This is a genomic window from Bacillus sp. 2D03 (genome assembly GCF_003946765.1).
GTDB classification, from domain to species: Bacteria; Bacillota; Bacilli; order Bacillales; family Bacillaceae_G; genus Bacillus_A; species Bacillus_A cereus.
Window position 1 is genome coordinate 354,175 of the sequence record NZ_RPSJ01000002.1, and the last position, 24,329, is coordinate 378,503.

A 24,329-nucleotide genomic window follows, 5' to 3' on the forward strand; every position below is an offset into this window, starting at 1 on the left:
CTTTTTATATTGGCAAACTAATATCATACTCCATTCGCTTCGCTGTGTCCTCCGCAACATACACACCTAACAAGTTTTTCACAATATGAAATGCCATATTAATTCCAGCTGAAATTCCGGCAGATGTTATAATATGTCCTTCATCTACAAACTTTACATTTTCTATAACTTCAACATTTTGAAACTCATTTTTAAACTTTTCAATACTAGCCCAATGTGTTGTTGCTTTTAAACCTTCCAGTAAACCTGCTTTCGCCAGTAATAGCGCTCCTGTACAAACTGAAGTCATCAGCTTTACTTCTTTCATTTGTTGGCGAATCCATTTTATTACTATTTCATTTTTTATTTCATATTTTCTAGCACCTAGCCCACCTGGAATTATTAAAATATCCACTGGTGGTAAATTTTCAATACTATAATCTGGCTGTACCTTCAATCCATTCCTTGCTGTAATCATTTCCCCATTCTCGCTAACTGTATAAACAGTAAATGTTTTTTCTTCATTCACCTCAGTTACAGAAAAAACTTCAAATGGCCCTGCAAAGTCTAACACTTCTACTTCATTAAATAAAAATATACCAACACTCCATTTATTCATCATAAGTTCACTTCCTGTTTCAAATGATGTAAAAGGTGATTATATCCTTTTTCTAATGCAATATCATACGCTGTTTTCCCATCATTTTTCTTAATCATCTTATTAGCTCCATTTTTAAGGAGCAACATAATTATTTCTTCATTTCCTAATAATGCTGCTTCGTGGAGTCCTGTCCAGCCACCACTTTGCATAATATTTACATCTGATCCTTTTTCAATTAAGAAAGCGACAAGTTCACTTTGCTTGTTCGCAATTGCCGCTTGCAAAGTTGTATTTTCATTTTCGTTTTTCGCTCTACTATGTATATCTGCACCGCTTTCTAAAAGAAAACTCGCTATTTCTTTCTGTCCAAAATAAGCTGCTAAATGAAGTGGTGTCCAGCCATCTTCACTACATTCGTTAACAATACTTGGACTCGCCTTTATAAACTTCACTACTTTTTCCTTATTACCACTTATAACAGCTTGTGCTATTGATTGTAAATGCTCCATAATAATCTCCCATCCTTCAAAATATTTAAGCATCTCCTTCTACATGTTCTATTAATTATTATATTTTCCTTTTAAAATCTTAAGTTTACATAATAATATTATATATATTACTTTTTTGTGCTTAATGCTGAATAGCAATAATGTTAAAAATACTACCTTTAAACAATGAAGACCATGATTTCATTAGAGTTACTGAAAAAGCAAGCAAAAAACTATACACATAGTTTTCATCATATTTGTTCAGTTGCATGAACTAAAACAGGTAATGTTTATTCTGCTATTTATGCTTTCAACATATCAAATAATATTATTCCAATAAAAAAACAATCCATTTTTAAAATGGATTGTTTTTTTATTTCTGTTTTATGCGGTTTATTTTATTTTTGTATTTTCAATGATGAAATAATTACATTTACAAAAATGAAACGCTACTATCTTAGCCCCTCTTATAGTAAGTTTTTCGTTTGAAAACAAAAACACAATTTCACCTTACGATTGAAAAAACATATGTAAAAGTTTCTAAAACAGCTGCCTTATCATACTAATCTATAGCAATTCTGTCTTCTTCCCTTACCTGTTTCCTTTAACACATACGATTTTAAAACTAGCGCCGTTAATGAATCTGTTAATGTTTTATATGATAAATTTGATAATGCCAATAGATCGTTCGTATATAACATTCTATGCTTCTCTAATAATAATAGTACTAATCGTTCAGACGGTTTTAATGCCTCATCACTTTCTAGTATAAAGTCTATATTTTTCATTTCTCTAATTATTACTCCTTATATAAAAAAATACTTTAGACGCTTATTTAATATAAAAATAATACATAACAAAATTATAAATATATTAAAATAGCACCATCTAAAAACACTATTATACTATAACATAGAAGTAGTGTTTACCCAAATAGGAAATGCTTTTTTATATCGCTTATAACATTTTTGCAAACCTACATAATATTTTGTACCATTACCCGCCAAGTTTTCTTCTAATTTTGCTGGTCATCCCGATGTATTTGTAATCAATGAAGTTCTTCTAAATTTATAAACAAATAAAAAACGGTTCGTCTATCATGCCCTAAACATGAATGACAACCGTTTTCCAGCTTCTTCTTAATTAACATGTTCTATCTTAAATATTTCTTGCAATATGCGGCTTACTGTAATGACTTGTTTCACCGCCACCTACTACTACTTTACCGCCTTTTTCGAAAATTAATAATTTACTTGAACCATCTGCAAGAAGCACTATTACTTCAGCATTATTACTTGTTGCTACATAAATTACATAACCACTCTTTGATATACAAGTTTCCCAATTCGAATCAAATTCTGATCTTACTACACGATTTGAATACACTTGATTTTCAATTCTATCTTGTTCTACGTTTTCCAAATTGATTCCTCCCACTTCACTAAAATAGCATTTATAGGAAAATAACAGCCCTATATAAAATAGTAGCCGACTTTAACATAAATAGTATGTGTAATTAGTAGGAGAATGCTTGGACAACGAAAACGAAATAGACTTCAAAAATTTCACAATTGAAACTTCTCTTTAATCATTTCCGCTACTTCTTTTGCACTCAAATACGTGTTATTAATTTTTATATACTCTTCTTTTTCAATTTCACCATGAAGAGAGTTTAATCTATGCTTTTTCATCGTTTCTTTCAAATTATTTTCAGACCACTCAATATCTCTTTTTTTCGGTTTATGTTCTAATCTATTCGGGCTTTTATTTCGTTCTAATCTTTCATCTAATTCCGCTTCCAGCTCTACAAAATACACTGTCCCACCTTTTGATTCAAAAATACTTTCTACATGATGTATATAATTCCAATCCGCTTGGAGGTCAAATGCCCATATATACGTAAAAATCATTCCAGATAAATCACTTTTAGATACTTCTTCAAATATTTCATTACGAAATAAACTTACTAGTCTTTTTGCTTCTTTCGTACTGTAATCAAAAATTGGACTTACTAAATCAATTGTCATGTGGTTATGAAAAAGTTTTAAACCGGTTAATGTTGCTAATTCTTGCCCCACTGTCATTTTTCCAACTGCTTGTGGGCCAAATATTAATATAAGTTTCATTTATTTCCCTCCAATCTTTCTCTATAAACCATTACATAAAATTAAAAATAAGGCAGCCGATTTTAAATCGATTGCCTTATTTTTTATTCATAGTTTTAGTTCTATTCTTTTCGCATAGCTTCAAAAGTAATCATTTGATTTGCATTTGACGGTTCTTTTTCATAATCATATTCAGCAGAGCAAGTAATGTTAGAGAAACCTATACTTTCTAACAGAAGTTTAAACTCTTCTATTCCACACCAACGTACCGCAAAGCGTTGTAGTTCTGTTTGTACTAACTGTCCTTTACTCCACTTTTCATATTTCAAATATGATACAGTAACTTGGTTCAGCCAATCTATTTCAATTGATTTATTTTCTAATGTGATTCCGTCTCCACTCGGCAAAGAGAAAGTCGATGTATGAATTTCCCCAGTCTTCCAGTCATGCGGAAGCATAATATCTACGATTAATCGTCCATCTGGATTAAGATGTTCATAAAAACATTTCAATGCATTTATAGAATCCACACGATTTTCAATTAAACAAAAAGATCCAGTAGGAATGATAATTGCGTCATATTTATGCGGAAGTGAAAATTGTTGCAAGCTTCCTTCATATAAATTAGGATGTAAGCCTCTCTCTTTACAGCGCTTACGGCAAGAATCTAGCATTTCAGGTGAATAATCTATCCCATCCACTTTAAAACCAGCCTCTAGAAGCGGAATGATGACACGCCCTGAACCTACTGCAGCTTCGAGGATTCTTCCTCTACAATCTTTTAAACGTTCTTTGTAATACTCAATATCACCATTTAAAGAATAACCGACTGGTTTTGTGTAATCATACAGTTCCGTACAAAGTGTACTATAAAAGCTAAACATTTATTTTCTCCTCCGTTTTTACGTACGGAAGATTTCAATTCAACTAATCTTCCTGTACCTCTAATTTTAATGATATTTCGAAAGAGCTGACTGTCATAATATATCACTCACTTTCCATAGAATATAATGATATTGTATTACATAACCTTCCAATTTAAAATATAAAAATTAAAAATTCAGACTACAAATTAAAGAGCTTACTTTAGTAAGTTCTTTAGAAAAAATATTTATTTCACAATCGGCAATGTCACTTCACTTAATTTCACTGTAAGTTTCGTGCCAGCTTTCGGTCTAATTGTATAATCATAATCACTTGCAATTAAAACAACTCCGATTTGATGCCCCACTTTAAATACATAATCATCTGGCTGCATGTCCCATGTAAATGTATAATCTTTGCCCGGTTGAATCGCTGTTGAATTTTCTATACTCTTTAAGTTTTGTGGATCCATCCAGCCTCTCGTTACGATTTCCGGCTTCGCTCCTCCATAGTCAACAAGTAATGCTGTTAAATTTGATACAGATCGATCAATATTTCCTGTAATTGAAATCTTTGGTGTACCACTTATACGCGTATCTTTTTGCAGTACAGGCATTGTATATACTAATCGATTTGCTACTTCTAATTCTGGGTTTGCTACTAATTGGTTTGATTTCATTTGTGCATCATCTAAGACTGAGAAAACTTTATTAGCCGCTCCCATACTTAATGGTAAATTGACTGATTTATTACTTAAATACATACGGATTTTTGAAGGTACAGCCGCTGGATCTGGCCAATTTTTTATCTTTTGCCACGTTTTATTTTCTCGTTGCACATCAACCATTGGTTCATCCATAATTCCATTTTCAATTCCGTACAACCAATAATCTAACCATTTATTTTGTGTTTGCTGCCAGTTATTACTTGATGTCCCACCATGACCACCTTGGTGTAGCCACATTTTACGAGGAACATTATTTTCCGCAAGTGCTTCCCACCATTGCGCGAACTGTTTCGTCTTAACATTCCAATCGTTTAAACCATGAACAACAAATACACTCGCTTTTACATTTTTAGCATCTTTTACATAGTTACGTTTATCCCAAAAATCATTATAATTACCTGTTTTTCGGTCTTGTCCAGCCGTTAATTCTTTTATAACTTGTCCGCAAACTTCAGGATTTTCCCTTGTCAGTACTGCTTCTGCCATATTATCTGTATCTTCTCCTTGATATCCGCCTGGAGCAATGACTGCACCATTTGCACGATAATAATCATACCAACTACTAATTGCTGCGATTGGAACAATTGTTTTTAAACCTTCGACTCCAGTAGTCGCAACAGCATTTGGTAAAGTACCATTATAGGAAACTCCAGTCATACCTACATTTCCTGTAGACCAATTTGCCTGAACTTCCTCACCCTGTTCTGTAAATGCTTTCGCGCGACCGTTTACCCAATCAATAACAGATTTTGTCCCGAGTATCTCTTGTTCATCTCCAGTTGTAGGGCATCCATCTGATTTTCCAGTACCGATACTTTCGCCTAGAATAACTGCATAACCTCTTGGCACGTAATAGTTCCCATACGAACCAAGATTAACCGCTCCATACGGTTTTCCTTCATACGCATATAATTCTTCATCTACATTATATACAGGAACAGCTTTTAATCCAGATCGATATGGACTCATTTCATAAATAACAGGAACTTTCACATTCGGATCTGTCTTTGGACGCATAACTTTTATCGATACTCTATCTTTCTTACCGTCTCGATCACTATCAACTTCTGTCTCTACATATAAATTTTCGATAATAGCTTCATCGAGAGAATAAATCGGCTTTGTCATCCCATTTTCTAATTCAATTTTCGTATTTTTAATCTCTTCCTTCTTCTCTGCATGCACATTCATAGTAAAGCTAGGTATAATTGTTGCAGATAGCATTGCTGACAGTGTAATTGCCATTTTCTTTTTACTCAAAATGTTCCCTCCCCTTATTCGTTCTCTTTTACTATATAACAAAATAACTGAAAATTCAGTTTTATTTTTATATAAAAGTTGAGAAACTCAAAGATTTCTTATTAAGTAAAATTTAATGCAGGTATGAAAGTATTTTCCCGCTTCCTCCTTCTTTATAAAGTAAAACTTTAATCAGCCCTCACCAATTGGGCGTTTACGAGCAGCAGGGTCACTTCTTTGCTTTCGCTGAATTTTGAGGTGGGGTCTTACTGCCCGGCAAATAGCGGGATAAATAGAGAAAAAGACAACCGATATTTCTATCGCTTGCCTTACATTCCATTTATTATTTTTCTAACTCTTTAAAGGTATCTTTCAAGTCTTTATCAGATACCTTTATATCTGCATTTTTAAGCAGTTCTCTAGTAACTTGTTGATGGAATTGAGGATCTTGTATACGTTGCTGTTCTAATTCTTTACGAATATTCTCTTTCTCTTCCTCATACGGTTTAAGCTCTTTTTTATCCGTTAGCTTAATAATATGATATCCGAAAGAAGATTTAACAGGTTCACTCAATTGACCAACTTCTAACTTATACGCAGCATCCTCAAATTCTTTCACCATCATACCAGGTCCAAATTCAGATAGTTCCCCACCTTTTTCTTTAGAACCTGGATCCTCTGAATATTGTTTAGCCAATGCCGCGAAATCTTCGCCACTATTTAATTTTTCTTTAATTTCTTTTGCTGTCTTTTCATCTTTTACTAAAATATGGCTAACTTGAAGCTTTGGCTTATAATGATCTTTAATATCTTTTTCCGTTACGGTTGCTTTAATAGCTTTTTCAAAAGCAAAAGTAAGCTTTAATTTCTCTTTCAACTGATCTTCATTTTTCACACCATTAGATTCCATATATGTATTAAAATTATCGCCCATCTTGTCTTTTAATTCTTTTAGTTGTTTCGTTACCTCTTCATCCGTAACTTTATATTTATCATTTAATACTTTTTCTACTACCATTTCAGATAAATTCTGTTTACCGTAGTTTTCTTTGAATTTTTTGTTAAAATCACTTTCTGAAATGCTTCCTGATTTTGTCGTTACAATATTATCTGATGAACCACATGCAGATAAAGATAACGTCATACCCATTAAAATGCTACCAATTACTAATTTCTTTCTTTTCAAATCTGAATACCTCACTTCATTAAATTCAAATATAACTATGTAAATATAACGTTTTCCTGTGAACTTCACGTGAATTTAATGAAAGTAGAACATTTGCTAATTCTCCATTTAATACATCAATTTTGAAAATTATGGTGATTCATCCTGTATCGCTAATCTCTAAAGCTGCAAAAAGGACTAATATTTTCATTAGTCCTTTTTCACATTTATATAAAATTGAATTTCTCTATCTATAGAGGAAACTCCATATTCAAAACCATGCCTTTCTAAAATACTTTTCACTATCGCTAGACCTAATCCTGTACCTGATTTTTCTTTACTACGAGAAGATTCTAGTACATAAAAAGGCTCCCAAATTTTCTCGATATCCTTAATTTTATCCGTAGGAATGCCATTTTTTATTTGGAAATATATACTTTTATTTCTATCTTCTAATGTAATTATTATGTTTTGATTTGCTGTATATTTTATCGCATTAGAAATTAAATTTTGAAACACCATTCTCATTTTATTTAAATCTGCATAAACGATTGTATCGCCCGCATTACAATTTACTTGCAAGTTAATTTCTTTCGAATCCAATTCAATCTGATGCTTATCTAATATACTCTGGACCAGTGGTTCAATGGGGAATTCTTCTTTTTGTAAAATATCTCTTTCTAGTTTAGAAAATCGTAATAGTTCTTCAATTAAGTTTGATATTTGATCTGTTTGTTTAATAATTGTATCTACATAAGTCCCATCATCTAATCCATCTTTAATCCCCATAGAGTATGCTTTTACTAATGCGATCGGTGTCTTTAATTCATGCGTTATATCACCCATAAATTGTTTTAAATGTTCATTACGATCAGTTAAGTCTTGATGTGCTTCATGTAGTTTTTCACTCATGATATTAATACTATTGGCCAACTCTCCTATTTCATCATTCGTTTTCACTTTCGTTCTTTTAAACTGCAAATGTGAAATATCCTGAGCCACATCACTTAACTCTTTCAGTGGTGTCGTTATTATTTTTGAAAGTATCCACACAAGTAAAATAATAAGAAGGAGCGAGAAACATAGGATATATAAGTAAAATGTATTTAACGTATTTATAATTTCATTTGAATTCGCAATGGAAGTCCCAATTAAAATTATCGTATCATCTTTCGCAATATATTTAGCAAAAAAACTCGCTTTTACCTTTCCTTGATCGTACAGTTTATTCGATTGCCCTTCCGTCTTCACTTTCATAACTTCGTCTTTCGTAATCCAAAGCTTATTTAACGTTACTTTCTTTTTCGTAAGTTGCATGCGTAACGCGTCGTTCATAGCATCTTCTGACTGATTAATTGGCGTATACGCAATTGTAACATTATTTTCACTTTCAATTGTATGAATAACATCTTCTAAATCATTGACTAGCGCATTTTGTATTTGAGTTGTAAATTCATTTAAGTTTTCACGTGTTTTATAAATATTATATTTCGGCAGGAGAAAGTTAATTAATAATAAAGAAATTGTAAATATAAGAATAACGGTTAAAGAAATGCTGAGAAATAGCTTTTTCCCAAGTTTATTCACTTTGTTCCTCCAAACTATAACCCAGCCCACGATGCGTCTTAATAATATTTTCTCCAATTTTTTTACGCAGCCTTCTTACATGTGTATCAACCGTTCTCTCTTCTCCAAAATAGTCAAATCCCCATACAATGTCTAACAATTTTTTACGAGTTAAAATAGTTCCTTTATGATTTAAAAAGCATTTTATTAATTCGAGCTCTGTTTTTGTAATTTCTAACTCTATATCATTTTTATATACTTTATTTTTGGCGAAATTTATCTTTACATCTTGTACTTGAATAATATCATCATGCTGAATAAGTTTTTTCGCTCGTGTAATTAGTACTCCTGGATGAAATGGTTTTTTTACGTACTCATCTGCCCCACTTTGAAGCGCTGCTAATTCATCTTCACTTTCACTTTTCGCCGTAAGCATTAATACTTTTACGCTTGAATTCTTTTTTATTTCCTGACAGACAGTAATACCACTATGTTTCGGCATCATCCAATCCAAAATAGCTAAATCAATTTTTTCATCATAAAATATTTGAAGTGCTTCCTCTCCGTCTTTCGCTAATAATACTTCAAAGCCTTCTTTTTCAAAATAAGCTTTTAAAATCCTTAACATATCTTGTTCGTCATCTGCAATTAAAACTTTCATATTTTTTCCTCCATTGCCTTTAAACAAAAACCAATTGTATCATACAACATCTTTGTTACATGAATGTGACAGAAAAATATTTAAAGCTTTTGAGGGGATAGTAATGGTGAGGTGTTGTACTATGATAAAAAAAATCGGGGTCATTTCTCTTCTTCTATTTCTATTATCAACAAATGCGTTCGCAAATACAAATCAACAAATTGAAGTATTTGATTGTCAAAAAGAAATGGTCATTCAAAAACAATCTTTAGATCCAGTAATCCAAAAAGAAGCAGTTCAATACGCTAAATCAATTACTGGTCCATTTAAAAACTTAAATGTCGTTCCAAAAGATGGCTATATGATAAAAATCCCTTTATCTAAGCCGGTTTCTATTACTAATCAATGGTTACACACTACAATAGACGAAGTACTTATACTACTCCCACTAAAAGAAAAGCCTTATATTATGCTTTATGATGATGAAAATAATCCGCATTTTTATTATGTAAAAGGTAAACCAGGATTATTATTGAAACAAATGAAGGTTAAAACGTAATTGACTGAAAAGGAGTCACCTTATAAGCTAAATTTTAAAAGCTAAGGTGCTCTTTTTTATAATAACAATTTGGTAAATGAAATTATAAAAGTTGTTTCTAATATAAGGGTCGCACCTTCATATATATCAGCGATTTTTTAAGATATATCGATTTATCAACGAAAATACCTTTCCGTAGCTATTGTTTGGATAGCAATCTCTATAATACTTTGTAGTGACTTGATCCCTTATATAATCCCCCTTTCACAAATCCATTTGCAGTATAAAACACATCCCCTTGCTTCGTGTCAGTATGTAAAACAATCACTTCAAAATACTTTTCCGCATGACCTAATAGCTGGTTTAATAATAAGTTCCCTAACCCTATACGCCGATAATCCCTTAAAATATAAAATCTCCTTAACCGCCCAATCCTATTGTCTTTTATGTACGAATCTTTATTTAAACCTCCAACTCCGACTAACATATCCCCTTGGAAAATACCATATAAACATTCTCCAGTTTTATTGAATACATTTATTTTGTTTTTATATTCATTTATTAGCCTTATAAGGAAATTAAAGCCCTCTTCTTCACTGTCTTGAACGAGATGACTGAATTCATATTCCATTAAATTTTCTATTTGTTGAATATGTATATCTTTCAAGTCCACTCCCCCTAAGTACGAAAATACATAAAAATGCTCGAGAACCATTTATTCTGAGCATTTTTATGCTTATTACTTTATTTAATTCATAGTATGCATATACTTCACTTCATATGTAAATCGATAATACAGTCGATTAATTTTATTATGAAAATATAAGAGTCTTGTTACAATCTAGTGTGTCGTAAGGCTCTTTAAAGTTGTTTAATTCTTATTGAACTAAAGCATCTGTTTGTTTAAGTGTATACATTCACCATTTATAATTTCTCTCAAATATACTATCAGTTTATATATTCCTCATTCTTCTCTAACAGGTTCAAGATAAATTATAATTTGTTAATCGATATGTTTGTGTAACCACTGTTCAAATATCTTTAACTGTTCTTCGGTATGAAAGTAATGTTCACCCGTCTCCATAACTTCTAATTCACAACGATGTTTTTTTGTAAAATAGTTAATAGTTTCAAGTTCACACAGTTCATCCTTAGCTCCGTACATAATATATGTATCTGTATTCCATGTACTAATAGGATGCTCTTTTACATAGCATAAATAATCCCAATATAACTTTTGACCAATAGGTGTCTCTATAGTCATTTCTTTTTGCAAAAGCTCCGGTGTTACATTAAACCATTTCATCATATTTTCAATAATTCGTTCCATATTAACTACTGGTGATAAAAATAATGCCTTTTTTAGCACATCATTTTGATAAGCTAAAAGACTAAAATACGCCCCCATACTACATGCAAATACGTTTATTTCTTTCCAATGTACTTTTCCATAGTTCATAATTATAGATAATTCATTAACACAAAACTGTACTTTACAAGGAGTGTTATCATTTTTTCTTTCTCCATGCTCAGGTAAATCAAAGCTTAATACTTGATAACCTTTTCGATTGGCTTCTTCAGCTAATATTTGAATAACTGCATCTTCCTTATTTGACATATTTCCATGTACTGCAATAAAAACTTTTTCACTCTTCTCTCCCCACAAAACCGCAGGAATATTACTAATTTTAAAATTATTTTTAAGCATACTCCCTCCATAAAATAAGACATATAGGACTTGGAAAAAATGCACACACTTTATTTATCTCTGTACAGCAGGCAGTATCCGCTTTAACTCTATTAAATCATCTATTACTATATCAGCGTGAGCAAGTTCATCTTCTTGCGCAAAATCAAAATTGCACCCAATTGCAAGTAAACCGTTGTCTTTCGCTGCATTTATATCAGATAGCCGGTCACCAACTACCGCTGCCTCTTTTATATCATATTTGTTCATAATACTTTTAACTAAGTCACCTTTATTTAGCGATTGTATTTGTTCAATACTAAACGTTTCTGTCACCCACTTGTCTAAAGCATAATACGTTACGATTGCTCGTAAATATTCTTTCAAACCATTACTAGCAATGTAAATTGAACAATTATTTTCTTTTATATATGTAAATATTTCTTTTACATTTGGATATAAAGCGCCTTTTCCGCTTTTTATGTTTTCAATTAGTCTATCTAAAAAATATGCATCTGTTTGTTCTCTTATTTCAATAGAATGGTCCGGTAATAAAGCTTCCCAAACTTTCGGTAGCGGCACACCCATAATTTCACGGTATTTTTCAATCGGTGTTACCGTATCCCATAATTGAAGTGATCTTAAGTGATCAAAAGTATCATCTAACGATAATTCTAAAATTTTATCTGTTTGAAATAATGTTCCATCCATATCAAAAATTAATGCTTGTAACATTCCTATCTCTCCTTTTGGACTATAGTTTTACCAGATATATTTTTAAGCATCTCAATAATAATTTCTGAGCAATAATTCGCAGCAGTTTTCGCGAAGTCATCATAAGAAACTTGAGCTTCATCATCTGCGCTGTCAGAAATACATCGTATAACAAGAAACGGTATATCATTTATGTAGGCGACATGTCCAATTGCTGCCCCTTCCATTTCTGTACAATGAGGTGCATATTCATCTATTAATTTTGCCTTTAACTTTGAATCTTCAACAAAACATTCACCACTTACAATTCTTCCTTCGTGAGCTTGAATATTTGAACTATTACTGTTACATGCTTTACGTGCTAACTCTATCAATTCCTTACTTGCAATAAACTCCTCTTGAAACGGGAATAATTTTTTCATTTGATTTTTACTTACATCATGATGGGTAACGTTAGTTGAAATAACTAAATCGCCAACTTTTACACCTGGATGTAATCCACCAGCAACGCCCGTATTGATGATAGAGTCTACATTAAATTTATGAATTAATGTTTGCACACATGCAGCAGCATTTACTTTCCCTACACCAGAACGTGTAATAATTACTTCTGTTCCCATGAATTCTCCAATATAAAATGGCATTCCCGCAATTGTCTGTTCTTCTTGTATTACTAGCTTTTTTAAAAGTAAATCTATTTCAATTTGCATTGCTCCGATAATGCCGATTCTGTTCATGTATGTAGTCCCCTTTATTAATTAATCCCTTTAATCCTCTCAGACATAACCGATAATAAAAATTTCGGAAGTACAAGTTGTCGCTTTAATCTTTTCGGCTGTGAGAGTAACCTATACAGCCATTCAGTTCCAGTATCCCTCATTATTTTTGGTGCTCTTTTTACAGTACCAGATATTATATCAATCATACCTCCGATACCAATAGATAGCGGAACGTTTAATGTTTGTATGTTTTCATAGATGAACTCTTCTTGTTTTGGTGAGCCTAGTCCTACGAGTAGTAAATGCGGCTTGAACTGCTTAATTTTCATTTTTATTTCTTCTATTTCTTCACCATTTACAAATCCATGCTGTCCTTTAAATTGTGCTCCTGGGAACTGCTCATTTAATTTTTCTAATGCCTTTTTATTACTTTCTGGCGCAGCTCCAAAAAGAAAGACACGATATTCATTGTCGTTACAATATTTTATTAAATCGTGAGTTAAATCCGCCCCAGTAACACGTTCTTTCAAAGTTCCTTTTAATATTTTCGAGCCAATTATGACACCAATCCCATCCGCTGTTATTAAATCCGCAGATAGTAACATCTTTTTAAACTCCTTTGATTTTTCCGTATTTTCCTTTGCAGACATAACAATTTCAGGATTTGCAGTTACTACAAACCTGGGTTTCTCTTGTTGTTCATGTAGCCAACCTTTTAATAAACTTATAGCTTTTGCATATTCTAAAGTTGAAAAAGGTATACCTTTTATAAACTGCTGATCCACTGTACTCTCCCCTTACATAAGCTGCAAATATTTATCAATGTCTTTAGAAATTTGAATAAAAGCTTTATTCCAAAATTCATAATTTCTTATATCTATTTCAAAATGTTTTTTCATAAGCTCTTCTACTGGAGCCTTTCCTGTTTCTCGTAAGAACTCTTTATATTTCGAATGAAAAGTACTTTTACCTTCTTGAGCTATTTCTAATAAGCTAAAACTTACTAAATATCCAAATGTGTATGGATAATTGTAAAAAGGAACATCTGCTATATAAAATTGAATATATTTCATCCATACAAACGGCTGGTATTCACTTAAAGCTTTTCCATAAGCTTCTTTTTGTGCAATTATAGATAATTTCTCAATTTCATCAGCACTTAAAGGACCCTCTTTACATTTTTCATAAAATGTTTTTTCAAACTGATACGATGCTCGTATTGCCATTACATAATTAAAACTATTTCTTATTTTCCAGCTAAGTAATGACTTTTTCATATCTTTACTATCCGTTGTTTCAATTAGATAATTTAAGAGTACCGTTTCAAAGAAAATAGATGCTGATTCAGCCGTACTCATTGGCAAGTAATCATCTAAAAAAGATGTAGATTGTTCAAAACTCATATTATAAAAATGCCAAGCATGTCCTAATTCATGAGCGAGCACTCTTACACTATCTATACTCCCATCATAACGAATGGAAATTCGCGATTCTTTCTCACTGAAAAATGGAGCACAAAACCCACCTGGTGGTTTATTCTCTCTCGGTTCAGCATCTACCCAACCACTTTCTATCGCATTACGTGCAAATTCTGCTAATTCTTCATCAATATTCTTACATGCATCATAAACGTTTTGTATTGCTACTGAAAAAGGAATCATGACCTCATTACTTTCCTTTACCGTCATAAGTTCATGCCATGTAATTGAAGCTTTTCCTTTCTTATACACGTTTAAAGCACTTACTAATTTATCAAGGTTTTCTTCTGTCGCATTCCACATTTGGAATAATACAGTTTCTGAAATGCCATTCGCATGAAAAGATTGTGTTAAAATCTCTCTATCTTCTATTTCATTACTCTTTGCATTACGCAATCTCCCTATTTGATTTAATACAGTAGCAAAGATTTCTTTTTCCTTATGTAAAGTACTTGTAAGTAACTCGAATACTTCTAATCTTTCCTTTTCATTATCACTATTCATTGCAATAGTATTTGCTTGTCCAAAGGATAATTGTCTATTATTGCGCTCTATTTCTATCCTATCCCGTAATTGTATGTACATATTTTCCCACGCATTAAGCTCATCTTTTATTAACTTAGTATTATCTGAAGTTTCCACTTCATTATGTTTTATTACTTGCTGTAATTCATTTTTTAGTTCCTTCACTTTCACGGTCAATTTAGTAAGGTCAGATGGTACACTTTCTTCAACTGATCTACAGTACAAATAGTATTCTGCTTTTTCAATAGCTTGTATTAGCTTTGAAAGAACCTCTACATCTTTTGTTACAAAATATTGCTCTTTCAACTCCAAAATCGGAAATAGAATATCCTCATTCGAATACAATCGATTTAAATCCCATCTAGCAATTTCTTGCATTTTTATAGCCACCCCCTATTTTTACAAATAGTTACAGATATTTCTCCCCACACAATTATATATGAAATGGCAAAATTTCGATATCTTCAAATATTTAAATTCCTACAAATACATTCTTATTTATACTCTTTTCTTCTACCATTAAGTATCATTCCACATATAAAAAATACTCCCTCTACAAGAGAGCAATTCATATAGGAAAACTTCAAAGATTTTATCTTCACCAATACCATATCGACCGGTAATCACAGATTAAAGAAAAAAGGATTGATCAAATGATCAATCCTTTACTCTACTTCATTTAAGAAAAATAACGTTATAACGCCAGGTCCTGTATGTGCTCCGATTGCTGCACCAATTGTATTTACGATAAATACTTCACAACCGAATCTTTCCGTAATTAATGATTTTAATGCTTCCGCTGTTTCTAAGTCATCACCATGAGTCATACCGATTGTTTGACCTTTAAGGTCTTTACCACGTTCTTCCATAATATCAACAATTCGGCTTAATACTTTCTTTTTCCCTCTTACCTTTTCAAGTGGTACAAGTTTTCCTTCTTCCACGTTTAAGATAGGCTTAATGTTTAGTAAACCACCGATAAAACCAGCTACTTTACTTAAACGTCCACCTCTAACAAGGTACTGTAAGTCAGCTACAGTGAAGATGTGCTCCATATGGTTCATTAGAAAAGCGACACGGTTTAAAATATCTTCTTTTGATGCGCCGTCTTTTGCCATTTTAGCAGCTTCTAAAACGACAAGACCTTGACCAAGCGAAGCGCATTTTGTATCAATAATTTCTAAATCTAAATCTGCATATGTTTCTTTTACTTCCTCTTTAATGACAACTGATGATTGATATGTACCAGACAGTTCAGATGAAAAAGCTAAATATATACAAGGATTACCTTCTTTTGCATAAGAAACAAATTTTTCTTGGAAAGTTTCAAGCGAAGGCAATGACGTTCTATAAACAGCGCCTTCTCTCATTTTTTGCAATAATGTAACTGACTCTAATGTTACTCCATCTAAATACTCTGTTTCTGCTTCATCATATACACGGAGTGGAATTAAATCAATATCATATGCTTGCAGCAATTCTACTGGTAAATCCGCCGCACTATCCGTAATGATTTTAACACTCATTTTTAAACCTCTATTCTGTTATAAATATAAAATAATAAAATAAAAATAGTACTTTTAAATTATATACGTAAAACTTAAATGAAGAAAGGAAAACACTTTATATTGTATGCACTATTCTTCAAAACTTGAACTATTAATGAAAATGATTCTATTTTAAACATCCTTTTCTTATTATTTTTCTATAACACGAGTAATTTTATAAGTATTTTGTATCAGTATATTTTACTTCTTTAACTTAATATTATCTTTTCAAATTTATACTGTTTAAAATTTAAAAGCCAAATCCAATAAAGGAAATGGCTTTTAAATTTTCGTAAAATAACCAAACTTTATTTTCCATCACATTGTTTGTTTACATTCATACTTTGGTGATGTTGAATATTAGTCCAGTTATGATAAATATTTATAGCCTGTACTATAATTAAAACAGTGAATATTTACCTGTAAGATGCACTATATCTAAAAAAGGTTAAACATTTTATAAAATATTTAATTTTACTAGTAAAGCTAATAAAATTTGGAGAAGAATTTGAACATTTACTGCTATGTCTGTATCTGTAGTCGTAACTGTAACATTTCTAGAATTTCTAATAACAGTTTCTTGTTTATTAATTTGTTTAATAGATGATTTTTGAAACAATTCTTGTGCTACACGGTCAGCTTTTTCACTATCTGCTATAGAAATACTTATTATAACCACGATAGCTGCTTGTAATGCAGCTTGAATAGATAACGCAGCTTTTGTATCTGTAGTCGTAACTTCTACATCTGCTGAATCTATAATTGTAATAGATTCTTCAGAAATTTGGTAAGTTTTACTTTCTTGTGCTGCAGCTTCTGAAACGGTATCATTTTTAAAAGATGGATGAGGATTTGAGGAGTCTAATGCACTCCACCTTTTATTTTCATCTGAATGACATGTTTTTTTCATACATTCACCCCCTTTCAATCTAAATAATTATTAACTTGTGATTGTATTTCAGAAACAATACTTTTAATTTGCTGCTTTTTTTCTGGCGATAAATTTTTTAGTTTTTCTTCATTTATCCCATGCCTATTAAAAATATCTGAGAGTAAAAGGTCTATAATTATATTCTTTTGATCCTTATCAAACTTAAAAGAAGAAAACTTATTTAAATCATCCATTTACAATATTCACTCCTATCAGTTTTCTATAAAAATTTAGATTAACTACCAGCATTATATGTATTTAAATAAAAAATGCTTGGACAAGTAACTTAATCTTTTATTTTCACGGCTTTTTACTAATAAAATTAAAAAGCTGTCTTCTAATACGAAGACAGCTTTCCTTTACTTCACATATATAAGTTTTATTCACTGTTAAATAATAGGTTCACCTTTGTTATTGTGTAGTTTTCCACACTTAATTTCCCATCAATCTTGAATATTAATTCGGTCATAATGAGAAAGTCCAAGCTTGTACCACATATTACAACAAAAAATATTTACTTAGTGTGAACCCTTATAGCTAAATATAAATAGGATAGACACTTTATAAAATGTTTAGTTTAACTAGTAACGCTAATAAAATTTGAAGCAGAATTTGAATATTCACTGCAATATCTGTATCAGTAGTTGTTACGGTTACGTTTCTGGAATTTTTAATAAATGTTTTTTGTCTATTAATTTGTTTAATAGATGATTTTTGAAACAATTCTTGTGTTATTTTATCTGCCTTTTCACTATCTGCTATAGAAATACTTACTACAACCACAATAGCTGCTTGTAACGCGGCTTGGATAGATAGTGCAGCTTTTGTATCTGTAGTCGTAACTTGTACATCTGCTGAATCTACTATTTCAATATATTCCTCAGAAACTTGATCGATTTCATCTGTTTGTATAGCTTCTTCTAAAAAATTTGCATTTTTACTAAATGAATAAGAATTCACTGATTCGGAATCCTGTTTTTTTGGTTCAGAACCCCGATTTAATGGATCACGTTTTTTCTTTCTTCTACAAACTTCACAATCACACATAAAATCACCCCTTTTAGTCTAAAAAATTAGCAATATAAAAATATTGGCTAACTACTAGCATTTTATGTATTTTAAAAAAAATTGTTTGGACAAGTAACTGAATTTATATTTTATTTCCAATTCTTTTTTGTAATAACAAAAAGCTGCCTTCTAATAAGAAGACAACCCTCTTTTATTTCACATTTATATAAAAGACCCATACTTAAATACACTTAACTTCATATGATATATTGCATCCTTTCTTTTTAGAATGAGTAGTCGTTACTGAAGGGCACTTTTCGAAGTGCTCTTATCTTTAATCCCCCTCTTTTTCAGGAAGAATTTTTTTTACTAAATCCTAATATGATTTGTATCACTAGGGCTGGCGATTACCACATTTCCTTAATAGCTTCAATGAATACAGTAGCTACTAATTAAAATAACCCTATGATTTTCTCTACACTTAAACAATCGTACGTTACCGAACACATAAACTAATTTTTATTTTGACTATGTAACACTAAATTCACAAGATTATTATCCTATGTTTGGTGAAGCCATGATTTCAATGCCAGCAATCCCACACTTTTAACTAATAACTTAAACAAATGTGCTATCTCAAGGTTCTTTTGATATAGTATCTTATGTTCTATATAATGAAGAGAGCGCTAGTATTCCGAAGGAGGATGTATATGAGTATTCAATTGGCCACATCTAACGATTTAGAATGGATTAATAACCAATATGACTCAATAGGATTTGTACGGAGTGATTTAAAGAGAGATAAAGTTGCAATTATTACATATAACAACGAGTATGCAGGTGTTGGCCGATTAGTCCAAATAGATGAAGATACTTTAGAAATGGGCGGAATTTTTATTCTGCCTCAATTTAGAGGGCTACAATTAGCTGGTGAGCTTGTTTCATTTTTAGTAGAAACTGCAAAAAAATCACAAATACAAAATGTATATTGTCTTCCTTTTGAGGAATTAGAAAACTTTTATAAGAAATATGGATATACTGAAGTCGATACTACGAAAGAAGCAGTCCATCCAATCATTCTAAAAAAATATAATTGGTGTTTGGAGAATTACGATAAACACGTTCTACTCTTCAAATTGTAAATGTAATAAAAAAATATATTCTCAATCGTTTTTCTATCAGTACTCCTAATTGGAGCTAAGGATTAATCAAAGATATTTTATCTCTCCTTTTATAAATGGCTGATTAAAACTCAATGTTCTGTCAATACTATAGGTAACATGATTGTATTTCTCCATTCCCCCTTGGAGAAGAGCAGTTAGCTTTTGCTAGCTGCTCTTTTATTTTTTCAAAAAGTCACATAAATATCTTTAATTCCAAACATTCAAAAGATGAAATATGATAAAATTGTTATGAAGATATTTACCAACTAATAAATACGCCCTAGACTTACGTACTAGGGCGTATTTATTTTTTAGTATGTAACTCCTTCACTCATCTATTATCTACAAAATAAGTATCATATGCCTTATCAAATTCATATCCTAACTTTTCTGCTAGTTTAGCAGCTGTAGTATTCGCTGCGTCCCAGTTTGGATACTTTCCATTTTCTAAGCAATCCAATATAATAGCTGCACTAACTACAGTTGCCAAGCCCTCTCTTCTATGATTGTGATCAGTCGCAACTTCAATTTCAATCCCGTCATTATAAATACTATACGAGGATGCACCGCATACAACTTCTCCGTTATATAAAATGCTATAACCTATACCACGGTTTATATAATCTTCTACCGAATGAAATTGACTTGTAAAATCTTCAGATATCTTATGTAATTTGGGGCTATTTGCGATATGCTCATCTATTCTTCTTAACTCATATTCTTTTGGAAGTGTTGATATAAAAGATTGTAATTTTGAACGATTAAAAACTTCTGGATTTCGTTTGAATTTATAACGTAAAAACTTATCTATTTTTCTTTCATGGAATGTTTCTAAGCGTTGTTTCCACTCTTCACTATTTACGATAACTAAAATTCTTTCTGGAATATTACGTAATAACTCTTCTGTTTCTTTCGTATTTGGGTCTCCAGCGTAAAATGTAAAAATCCCTACCGTAACTTGTGCTACTTTTGGATTTTCAAGGTCATTTACCCAAGCAGTACCCATATGCCCTTGTAAATAAGAAAGTAAAACAACGTTATTGAAATCCTCAAACATAGAAACTAGTTTTTTTCTTGTATGTATATTCGCTTCATATATCATTTACATTCCCGCCTTCTTTAGAATCAACTACTCTTAACATTTTCATGAGCGCTCCATAATTCGTATTCATATACATACCCACCTGTTCATCATAAAAGCAATTGACTATTAAATTAAAACTTCGAATATTTATAAAATATCAGTAAACATAAAATGATTATAACATCTACTAACTATGAAATGATCAACCTATAAAATAAGTCAACAATAAATATATTTCTTACCCGTTAACAAACGGTTTGAAGGACCAACATAATTAATTATGTAACAACCCTCAACAATAGTTTGAGGGTGCATTTAAATACATGTATTATAACTCATTTTTATAAATAAAAGATTCCGTCTCACCGTTCTTATATACTTTAGTCAATTTAACAACTGATTTGTACGTGTTAACGTCATCCTCTATCATTTTTTTATCTCTTCTATTTCGGCATCACCAGTTCCGCCCTCTATTTTTAAACAGTTCGAAATGGAAAGGTATCCGCTTGATGCCAATATAAAAATAAAAATCGTATCAGGAAAATTAATAAATAATAATCCGTAGTTTAAAGGGTCTCCAGCTGGATGTGATAAAAGTAATCGAAAACCTACCAGTTCAGGTACTTGAACAAAATCTCTAGAAACTCTCGGTTCACAACCCACTTACACTCCATCCCTTCTCTATATAGAATTGCTACTACATATATATGAGAAGAAAATAAGAAAAGCTTGGACAATATAACTTTAACGTAACATTATCGTTACCTACTCGTACATTTATATGGAAATTACACCAATTTTGAGTAAGGACACATAATTTTTACTATAAATACATATAACAATTTCATCTTTCATAAAAAAAACGTTATAATGAGGTGTAGCCTCTACGATTACGTTATAAAGGAGATTAAAATTATGGCTAAAATTAAAGTGTACCAAGCAAAAGAAGAAAATATGGATGCAGTAAAAAATATCATTGATGTTGAGGAACAAAACCCAACTACTGAAAATTTACAAAATCTATATGCGTGTGTATTAGATACTGAAGATATGGCATTGCCTGAATCATATATTGAAGAAGATATCTTAATTGATTCTATTGAAGTTATGGTTAACGCTTCTCAAAGCAAAGTAAGAGACTTAGGCGCATACGATGTAATCGAAGTTCAAAACAAAGGCAAGAAAACGCAAATTTTATTACTTGCAGACGAAGAATACGAAATTATCGAAGGCTAATCTAACACCGTACATACGAAAAAGCTCCTTTCCAATTGGAAAGGAGCTTTTTCATTACGCTTTTGATGTTTCACTCTTTTTATTCATTTGTTCTTTCTTAATTACCATACGCTCATTTCCCATAAAGAAAATGAATATGAATGCTAATCCAGCTGGTACCAATGCCCACATGAATGTTTGAACAATTGAACTAGAAAGAGCGTCAATAATTTTATCTAATATTTGCGGAGGGATTTGAGATCTTGCCGATTCTGATAAAATGGCTCTTGAATCCCCTAATTTTGTATTCATTTCCCCGCTCATCCCTTTAAATGCTTCTTCTAATTGATCTTGGAAACCTGTTCTTTGGATCATTCCGAAGATTGTAATACCTAGTGTCATTCCTAATGAACGAATGAAGTTACTCGTTGAAGTCGCAGATCCACGCTGTTCCATACCGAAGTTATGAATTGAAGCCATACTTAGTACAGAGAATGAGAAACCTACTCCAAATCCGATAATAATCATATAAACTGTTAATAATACACGACTTGTTTCTGGCGTTAATGTACTTAATAAGAATAATCCGATTAACATAATAACAGCAGAAATAATCATAATGTTTCGGTAGCTCAGCTTAGTCGTTAAAAATCCACCTAACTGCGCTGTTACGACTGATCCTAGCATCATAGGTAAAAGTAATAATCCTGAGTTTGTTGCAGTCCCGCCGTATACACCTTGAATGAATAACGGAATGTAAACAGTTGCTGACATAAATGCAGCACCGTAACATAATGCAATAATTGTACTCATTCCGAATAAGCGCTGCTTAAACATCTCAAATGAAATAATTGGTTCTTCTACTTTTCGTTCAATAAAAATGAATGCGATGATTAAAATAGCGAATCCACCAAATAAACTTAAAATAAAGCTAGAATCCCAATCATATTTTTGTCCGCCTAGTTCAAGCGCAAACATTAAAGAAACTACTGCACCAACTAAAGTAATTGCGCCAAACCAATCAATTTTTTGCTTTCTATGAACGCGTGATTCTTTATAAAAGAATGTAATAAAAATAAGTGCTAAAATGCCAAGTGGTAAGTTAATATAAAATACCCAGTGCCAGCTAATGTAATCGGTAATATATGCGCCAAGTAATGGCCCGAAAATACTAGATAATCCAAATACAGCTCCGAATAAACCACCCATTTTCCCGCGTTTTTCAGGTGGAAAAATATCAAAAACGATAGTAAACGCGATCGGCACTAATGCCCCGCCACCAATACCTTGAATGGCACGATAAATACCTAACTGTGTAATATTTTCAGCAGTACCACAAAGTGCCGAACCAATCATAAAGACAATTAAACCGAAAATAAAGAATCTCTTTCTACCATACATATCTGATAGCTTACCGGAAATCGGCATGCCTGCCATTTCTGCGACCATATAGGCAGAAACGACCCATACAAAGTTTTCAAGGCCTCCTAAGTCACCAACGATTGTTCCCATCGCCGTTACGACAATGGTATTATCCATCGATGCCATTAAAATACCTAGCAATAAGCCCGCCACAACAAAGCCGAGCTTATTATTCTTCTCAACCATATCTCTTGCTCTCCCTCATACTACTTATATTTGTTTATGTTCTTTTACGACTGCATTACCTTTTTGATTAAAACTAGTATGATATTCTACAACACTAATTTCACATCCAGGACCAATTGTGACGTTGTTGCCTCTTACCACTTCAGCGATCGTATGTTCTAAATAGATATCATCTCCTTCAACAATCGAAGTTTGGAGGCTCCCAGCATGACTAGTAAAAGGAATAAATCTCGCTTTTTTACGAACGGTAATTTTTTTACCACCAATTTCTCTTATCTTACTGCCTTCATAACGAAGTGAAATTTCAATATTTTCAGCATTAAGTAATCCATCACTTTCAAGACCACCAGTTAATGATAAATCTTCTACTTCAATATCTCCCTTTACATTTAAAGCACCTTTTACATCTACGAAATCACCTGAAAACTTTCCTTCAATATTTATCATACCTCTAACTTTTGTTTTTTCAATATGGGCATCACCATGAATTTGTGTATTACCATATACTTTTACATATTCCGCATCTACATTTCCTTGTACTTCGTTATCTCCATACACGACATAATTTTTCACTTTCATATTACCGCGTACATCACTCGTTCCGTACGTTTTAAACTCATTACAACTCATATCATTCGTAATTGTTCCTTCACCGCGAATCTTCACTTTATTATAATCTCCGCCTGCTGAATTACCAGAACCATTTACTGTCAGACTATGTGGATGTTCCATACTGAT

General features: G+C 31.8%; 26 protein-coding genes and 1 pseudogene. 3 read left to right on the top strand and 24 right to left on the bottom strand.

The window, feature by feature from the left end; genetic code table 11:
• Positions 1 to 4 precede the first annotated feature (4 nt).
• The 10 genes from EBQ15_RS06855 to EBQ15_RS06900 all read right to left on the bottom strand — a co-directional run bounded on the left by EBQ15_RS06855 (position 5) and on the right by EBQ15_RS06900 (position 9,395).
• The gene (locus EBQ15_RS06855; protein WP_000981433.1) at positions 5 to 601 is read right to left on the bottom strand and encodes a DJ-1/PfpI family protein; all 597 of its coding nucleotides are present in this window, start codon (positions 599 to 601) and stop codon (positions 5 to 7) included.
• On the bottom strand, positions 598 to 1,089 hold the full coding sequence (locus tag EBQ15_RS06860; RefSeq protein WP_000400683.1) for an ankyrin repeat domain-containing protein: 492 nt from the start codon (positions 1,087 to 1,089) through the stop codon (positions 598 to 600). The genes EBQ15_RS06855 and EBQ15_RS06860 overlap by 4 nt, the downstream gene beginning before the upstream one ends.
• Before the next feature lie 536 nt (positions 1,090 to 1,625).
• On the bottom strand, positions 1,626 to 1,856 hold the full coding sequence (locus tag EBQ15_RS06865; protein ID WP_000789031.1) for a hypothetical protein: 231 nt from the start codon (positions 1,854 to 1,856) through the stop codon (positions 1,626 to 1,628).
• 370 nt (positions 1,857 to 2,226) lie between these two features.
• Positions 2,227 to 2,490 carry a hypothetical protein gene (locus EBQ15_RS06870; protein WP_000432428.1) on the bottom strand — a complete coding sequence of 88 codons (264 nt, stop codon included), beginning with the start codon at positions 2,488 to 2,490 and terminating at the stop codon, positions 2,227 to 2,229.
• 143 nt (positions 2,491 to 2,633) lie between these two features.
• Positions 2,634 to 3,194 carry an AAA family ATPase gene (locus EBQ15_RS06875; RefSeq protein ID WP_000767064.1) on the bottom strand — a complete coding sequence of 187 codons (561 nt, stop codon included), beginning with the start codon at positions 3,192 to 3,194 and terminating at the stop codon, positions 2,634 to 2,636.
• Between the two features lie 101 nt (positions 3,195 to 3,295).
• Entirely contained in the window at positions 3,296 to 4,057 is a 762-nt protein-coding gene (locus tag EBQ15_RS06880) for a class I SAM-dependent methyltransferase (RefSeq protein ID WP_000490908.1), read from the bottom strand.
• 227 nt (positions 4,058 to 4,284) lie between these two features.
• Positions 4,285 to 6,024, bottom strand: coding sequence for a Xaa-Pro dipeptidyl-peptidase (locus tag EBQ15_RS06885; protein WP_000038314.1), 1,740 nt, complete (start codon positions 6,022 to 6,024; stop codon positions 4,285 to 4,287).
• A 322-nt stretch (positions 6,025 to 6,346) separates the two neighbouring features.
• Complete coding sequence (locus tag EBQ15_RS06890) at positions 6,347 to 7,189, bottom strand: peptidylprolyl isomerase PrsA (RefSeq protein ID WP_033683894.1); 843 nt, start codon at positions 7,187 to 7,189, stop codon at positions 6,347 to 6,349.
• Between the two features lie 189 nt (positions 7,190 to 7,378).
• Complete coding sequence (locus EBQ15_RS06895) at positions 7,379 to 8,755, bottom strand: sensor histidine kinase (RefSeq protein ID WP_001037249.1); 1,377 nt, start codon at positions 8,753 to 8,755, stop codon at positions 7,379 to 7,381.
• The gene (locus EBQ15_RS06900) at positions 8,748 to 9,395 is read right to left on the bottom strand and encodes a response regulator transcription factor (protein ID WP_000865979.1); all 648 of its coding nucleotides are present in this window, start codon (positions 9,393 to 9,395) and stop codon (positions 8,748 to 8,750) included. Before EBQ15_RS06900 ends, EBQ15_RS06895 begins: the two co-directional genes overlap by 8 nt.
• A gap of 121 nt (positions 9,396 to 9,516) precedes the next feature.
• Here EBQ15_RS06900 and EBQ15_RS06905 point away from each other — a divergent pair, with 121 nt between their 5' ends.
• The gene (locus EBQ15_RS06905) at positions 9,517 to 9,933 is read left to right on the top strand and encodes a hypothetical protein (RefSeq protein ID WP_000591772.1); all 417 of its coding nucleotides are present in this window, start codon (positions 9,517 to 9,519) and stop codon (positions 9,931 to 9,933) included.
• A gap of 199 nt (positions 9,934 to 10,132) precedes the next feature.
• Here the strand turns inward: EBQ15_RS06905 and EBQ15_RS06910 are convergent, their stop codons facing one another.
• From EBQ15_RS06910 to EBQ15_RS06955, 10 genes are all read right to left on the bottom strand, one after another.
• Positions 10,133 to 10,627, bottom strand: a complete 495-nt coding sequence (locus EBQ15_RS06910) for a GNAT family N-acetyltransferase (RefSeq protein WP_002000032.1) — start codon at positions 10,625 to 10,627, stop codon at positions 10,133 to 10,135.
• A gap of 288 nt (positions 10,628 to 10,915) precedes the next feature.
• The gene (locus tag EBQ15_RS06915) at positions 10,916 to 11,620 is read right to left on the bottom strand and encodes an alpha/beta hydrolase (RefSeq protein ID WP_000916869.1); all 705 of its coding nucleotides are present in this window, start codon (positions 11,618 to 11,620) and stop codon (positions 10,916 to 10,918) included.
• Positions 11,621 to 11,674: 54 nt separating this feature from the next.
• Positions 11,675 to 12,334, bottom strand: coding sequence for an HAD hydrolase-like protein (locus EBQ15_RS06920; protein WP_000938420.1), 660 nt, complete (start codon positions 12,332 to 12,334; stop codon positions 11,675 to 11,677).
• Between the two features lie 2 nt (positions 12,335 to 12,336).
• Positions 12,337 to 13,050: a 5'-methylthioadenosine/adenosylhomocysteine nucleosidase gene (locus tag EBQ15_RS06925; protein ID WP_001079732.1), complete on the bottom strand. Its 714-nt coding sequence runs from the start codon at positions 13,048 to 13,050 to the stop codon at positions 12,337 to 12,339.
• 17 nt (positions 13,051 to 13,067) lie between these two features.
• Positions 13,068 to 13,817 carry a WecB/TagA/CpsF family glycosyltransferase gene (locus tag EBQ15_RS06930; RefSeq protein WP_000372655.1) on the bottom strand — a complete coding sequence of 250 codons (750 nt, stop codon included), beginning with the start codon at positions 13,815 to 13,817 and terminating at the stop codon, positions 13,068 to 13,070.
• Positions 13,818 to 13,829: 12 nt separating this feature from the next.
• Positions 13,830 to 15,413, bottom strand: a complete 1,584-nt coding sequence (locus tag EBQ15_RS06935; RefSeq protein WP_001155371.1) for a M3 family metallopeptidase — start codon at positions 15,411 to 15,413, stop codon at positions 13,830 to 13,832.
• 287 nt (positions 15,414 to 15,700) lie between these two features.
• Positions 15,701 to 16,561 carry a DegV family protein gene (locus tag EBQ15_RS06940; RefSeq protein ID WP_000111646.1) on the bottom strand — a complete coding sequence of 287 codons (861 nt, stop codon included), beginning with the start codon at positions 16,559 to 16,561 and terminating at the stop codon, positions 15,701 to 15,703.
• A 478-nt stretch (positions 16,562 to 17,039) separates the two neighbouring features.
• Positions 17,040 to 17,492, bottom strand: a complete 453-nt coding sequence (locus EBQ15_RS06945) for a spore coat protein (RefSeq protein ID WP_000750487.1) — start codon at positions 17,490 to 17,492, stop codon at positions 17,040 to 17,042.
• Positions 17,493 to 17,506: 14 nt separating this feature from the next.
• Positions 17,507 to 17,707 (bottom strand): spore coat protein W, encoded by a 201-nt coding sequence (locus tag EBQ15_RS06950; protein WP_000342253.1) that lies wholly within the window; start codon positions 17,705 to 17,707, stop codon positions 17,507 to 17,509.
• Between the two features lie 367 nt (positions 17,708 to 18,074).
• Positions 18,075 to 18,560 (bottom strand): spore coat protein, encoded by a 486-nt coding sequence (locus EBQ15_RS06955; RefSeq protein WP_000332786.1) that lies wholly within the window; start codon positions 18,558 to 18,560, stop codon positions 18,075 to 18,077.
• 671 nt (positions 18,561 to 19,231) lie between these two features.
• On the opposite strand from EBQ15_RS06955, the gene EBQ15_RS06960 reads away from it, so the two are divergent.
• A complete protein-coding gene (locus EBQ15_RS06960; protein WP_000027151.1) occupies positions 19,232 to 19,663 on the top strand; it encodes a GNAT family N-acetyltransferase in 432 nt (143 codons plus the stop codon).
• 352 nt (positions 19,664 to 20,015) lie between these two features.
• Here EBQ15_RS06960 and EBQ15_RS06965 read toward each other — a convergent pair whose 3' ends face one another.
• Positions 20,016 to 20,786, bottom strand: a complete 771-nt coding sequence (locus tag EBQ15_RS06965) for a GNAT family N-acetyltransferase (protein ID WP_000638730.1) — start codon at positions 20,784 to 20,786, stop codon at positions 20,016 to 20,018.
• Between the two features lie 310 nt (positions 20,787 to 21,096).
• A pseudogene (locus EBQ15_RS06970) lies at positions 21,097 to 21,422 on the bottom strand (BC_2878 family exosporium-associated protein); the annotation flags it as partial.
• A 261-nt stretch (positions 21,423 to 21,683) separates the two neighbouring features.
• Between EBQ15_RS06970 and EBQ15_RS06975 the strand changes: the two are divergent.
• Entirely contained in the window at positions 21,684 to 22,004 is a 321-nt protein-coding gene (locus EBQ15_RS06975) for a hypothetical protein (protein ID WP_001062731.1), read from the top strand.
• 54 nt (positions 22,005 to 22,058) lie between these two features.
• On the opposite strand, the gene EBQ15_RS06980 is transcribed toward EBQ15_RS06975, so the two are convergent.
• Both EBQ15_RS06980 and EBQ15_RS06985 read right to left on the bottom strand, forming a co-directional pair.
• Complete coding sequence (locus EBQ15_RS06980) at positions 22,059 to 23,591, bottom strand: MDR family MFS transporter (protein WP_000229649.1); 1,533 nt, start codon at positions 23,589 to 23,591, stop codon at positions 22,059 to 22,061.
• A gap of 24 nt (positions 23,592 to 23,615) precedes the next feature.
• A complete protein-coding gene (locus tag EBQ15_RS06985) occupies positions 23,616 to 24,323 on the bottom strand; it encodes a polymer-forming cytoskeletal protein (RefSeq protein ID WP_000400904.1) in 708 nt (235 codons plus the stop codon).
• Between the last annotated feature and the right edge of the window lie 6 nt (positions 24,324 to 24,329).

Coding starts and splice junctions, on each gene's coding strand:
- EBQ15_RS06975 (WP_001062731.1), top strand. CDS start 21,684: ATGGCTAAAATTAAAGTGTACCAAGCAAAAGAAGAAAATATGGATGCA.
- EBQ15_RS06925 (WP_001079732.1), bottom strand. CDS start 13,050: ATGAACAGAATCGGCATTATCGGAGCAATGCAAATTGAAATAGATTTA.
- EBQ15_RS06920 (WP_000938420.1), bottom strand. CDS start 12,334: ATGTTACAAGCATTAATTTTTGATATGGATGGAACATTATTTCAAACA.
- EBQ15_RS06855 (WP_000981433.1), bottom strand. CDS start 601: ATGATGAATAAATGGAGTGTTGGTATATTTTTATTTAATGAAGTAGAA.
- EBQ15_RS06955 (WP_000332786.1), bottom strand. CDS start 18,560: ATGTGTGATTGTGAAGTTTGTAGAAGAAAGAAAAAACGTGATCCATTA.
- EBQ15_RS06915 (WP_000916869.1), bottom strand. CDS start 11,620: ATGCTTAAAAATAATTTTAAAATTAGTAATATTCCTGCGGTTTTGTGG.
- EBQ15_RS06980 (WP_000229649.1), bottom strand. CDS start 23,591: ATGGTTGAGAAGAATAATAAGCTCGGCTTTGTTGTGGCGGGCTTATTG.
- EBQ15_RS06875 (WP_000767064.1), bottom strand. CDS start 3,194: ATGAAACTTATATTAATATTTGGCCCACAAGCAGTTGGAAAAATGACA.
- EBQ15_RS06965 (WP_000638730.1), bottom strand. CDS start 20,786: ATGATATATGAAGCGAATATACATACAAGAAAAAAACTAGTTTCTATG.
- EBQ15_RS06880 (WP_000490908.1), bottom strand. CDS start 4,057: ATGTTTAGCTTTTATAGTACACTTTGTACGGAACTGTATGATTACACA.
- EBQ15_RS06905 (WP_000591772.1), top strand. CDS start 9,517: ATGATAAAAAAAATCGGGGTCATTTCTCTTCTTCTATTTCTATTATCA.
- EBQ15_RS06940 (WP_000111646.1), bottom strand. CDS start 16,561: ATGAGTGTTAAAATCATTACGGATAGTGCGGCGGATTTACCAGTAGAA.
- EBQ15_RS06985 (WP_000400904.1), bottom strand. CDS start 24,323: ATGGAACATCCACATAGTCTGACAGTAAATGGTTCTGGTAATTCAGCA.
- EBQ15_RS06910 (WP_002000032.1), bottom strand. CDS start 10,627: ATGGTTCTCGAGCATTTTTATGTATTTTCGTACTTAGGGGGAGTGGAC.
- EBQ15_RS06865 (WP_000789031.1), bottom strand. CDS start 1,856: ATGAAAAATATAGACTTTATACTAGAAAGTGATGAGGCATTAAAACCG.
- EBQ15_RS06900 (WP_000865979.1), bottom strand. CDS start 9,395: ATGAAAGTTTTAATTGCAGATGACGAACAAGATATGTTAAGGATTTTA.
- EBQ15_RS06960 (WP_000027151.1), top strand. CDS start 19,232: ATGAGTATTCAATTGGCCACATCTAACGATTTAGAATGGATTAATAAC.
- EBQ15_RS06950 (WP_000342253.1), bottom strand. CDS start 17,707: ATGGATGATTTAAATAAGTTTTCTTCTTTTAAGTTTGATAAGGATCAA.
- EBQ15_RS06945 (WP_000750487.1), bottom strand. CDS start 17,492: ATGAAAAAAACATGTCATTCAGATGAAAATAAAAGGTGGAGTGCATTA.
- EBQ15_RS06935 (WP_001155371.1), bottom strand. CDS start 15,413: ATGCAAGAAATTGCTAGATGGGATTTAAATCGATTGTATTCGAATGAG.
- EBQ15_RS06860 (WP_000400683.1), bottom strand. CDS start 1,089: ATGGAGCATTTACAATCAATAGCACAAGCTGTTATAAGTGGTAATAAG.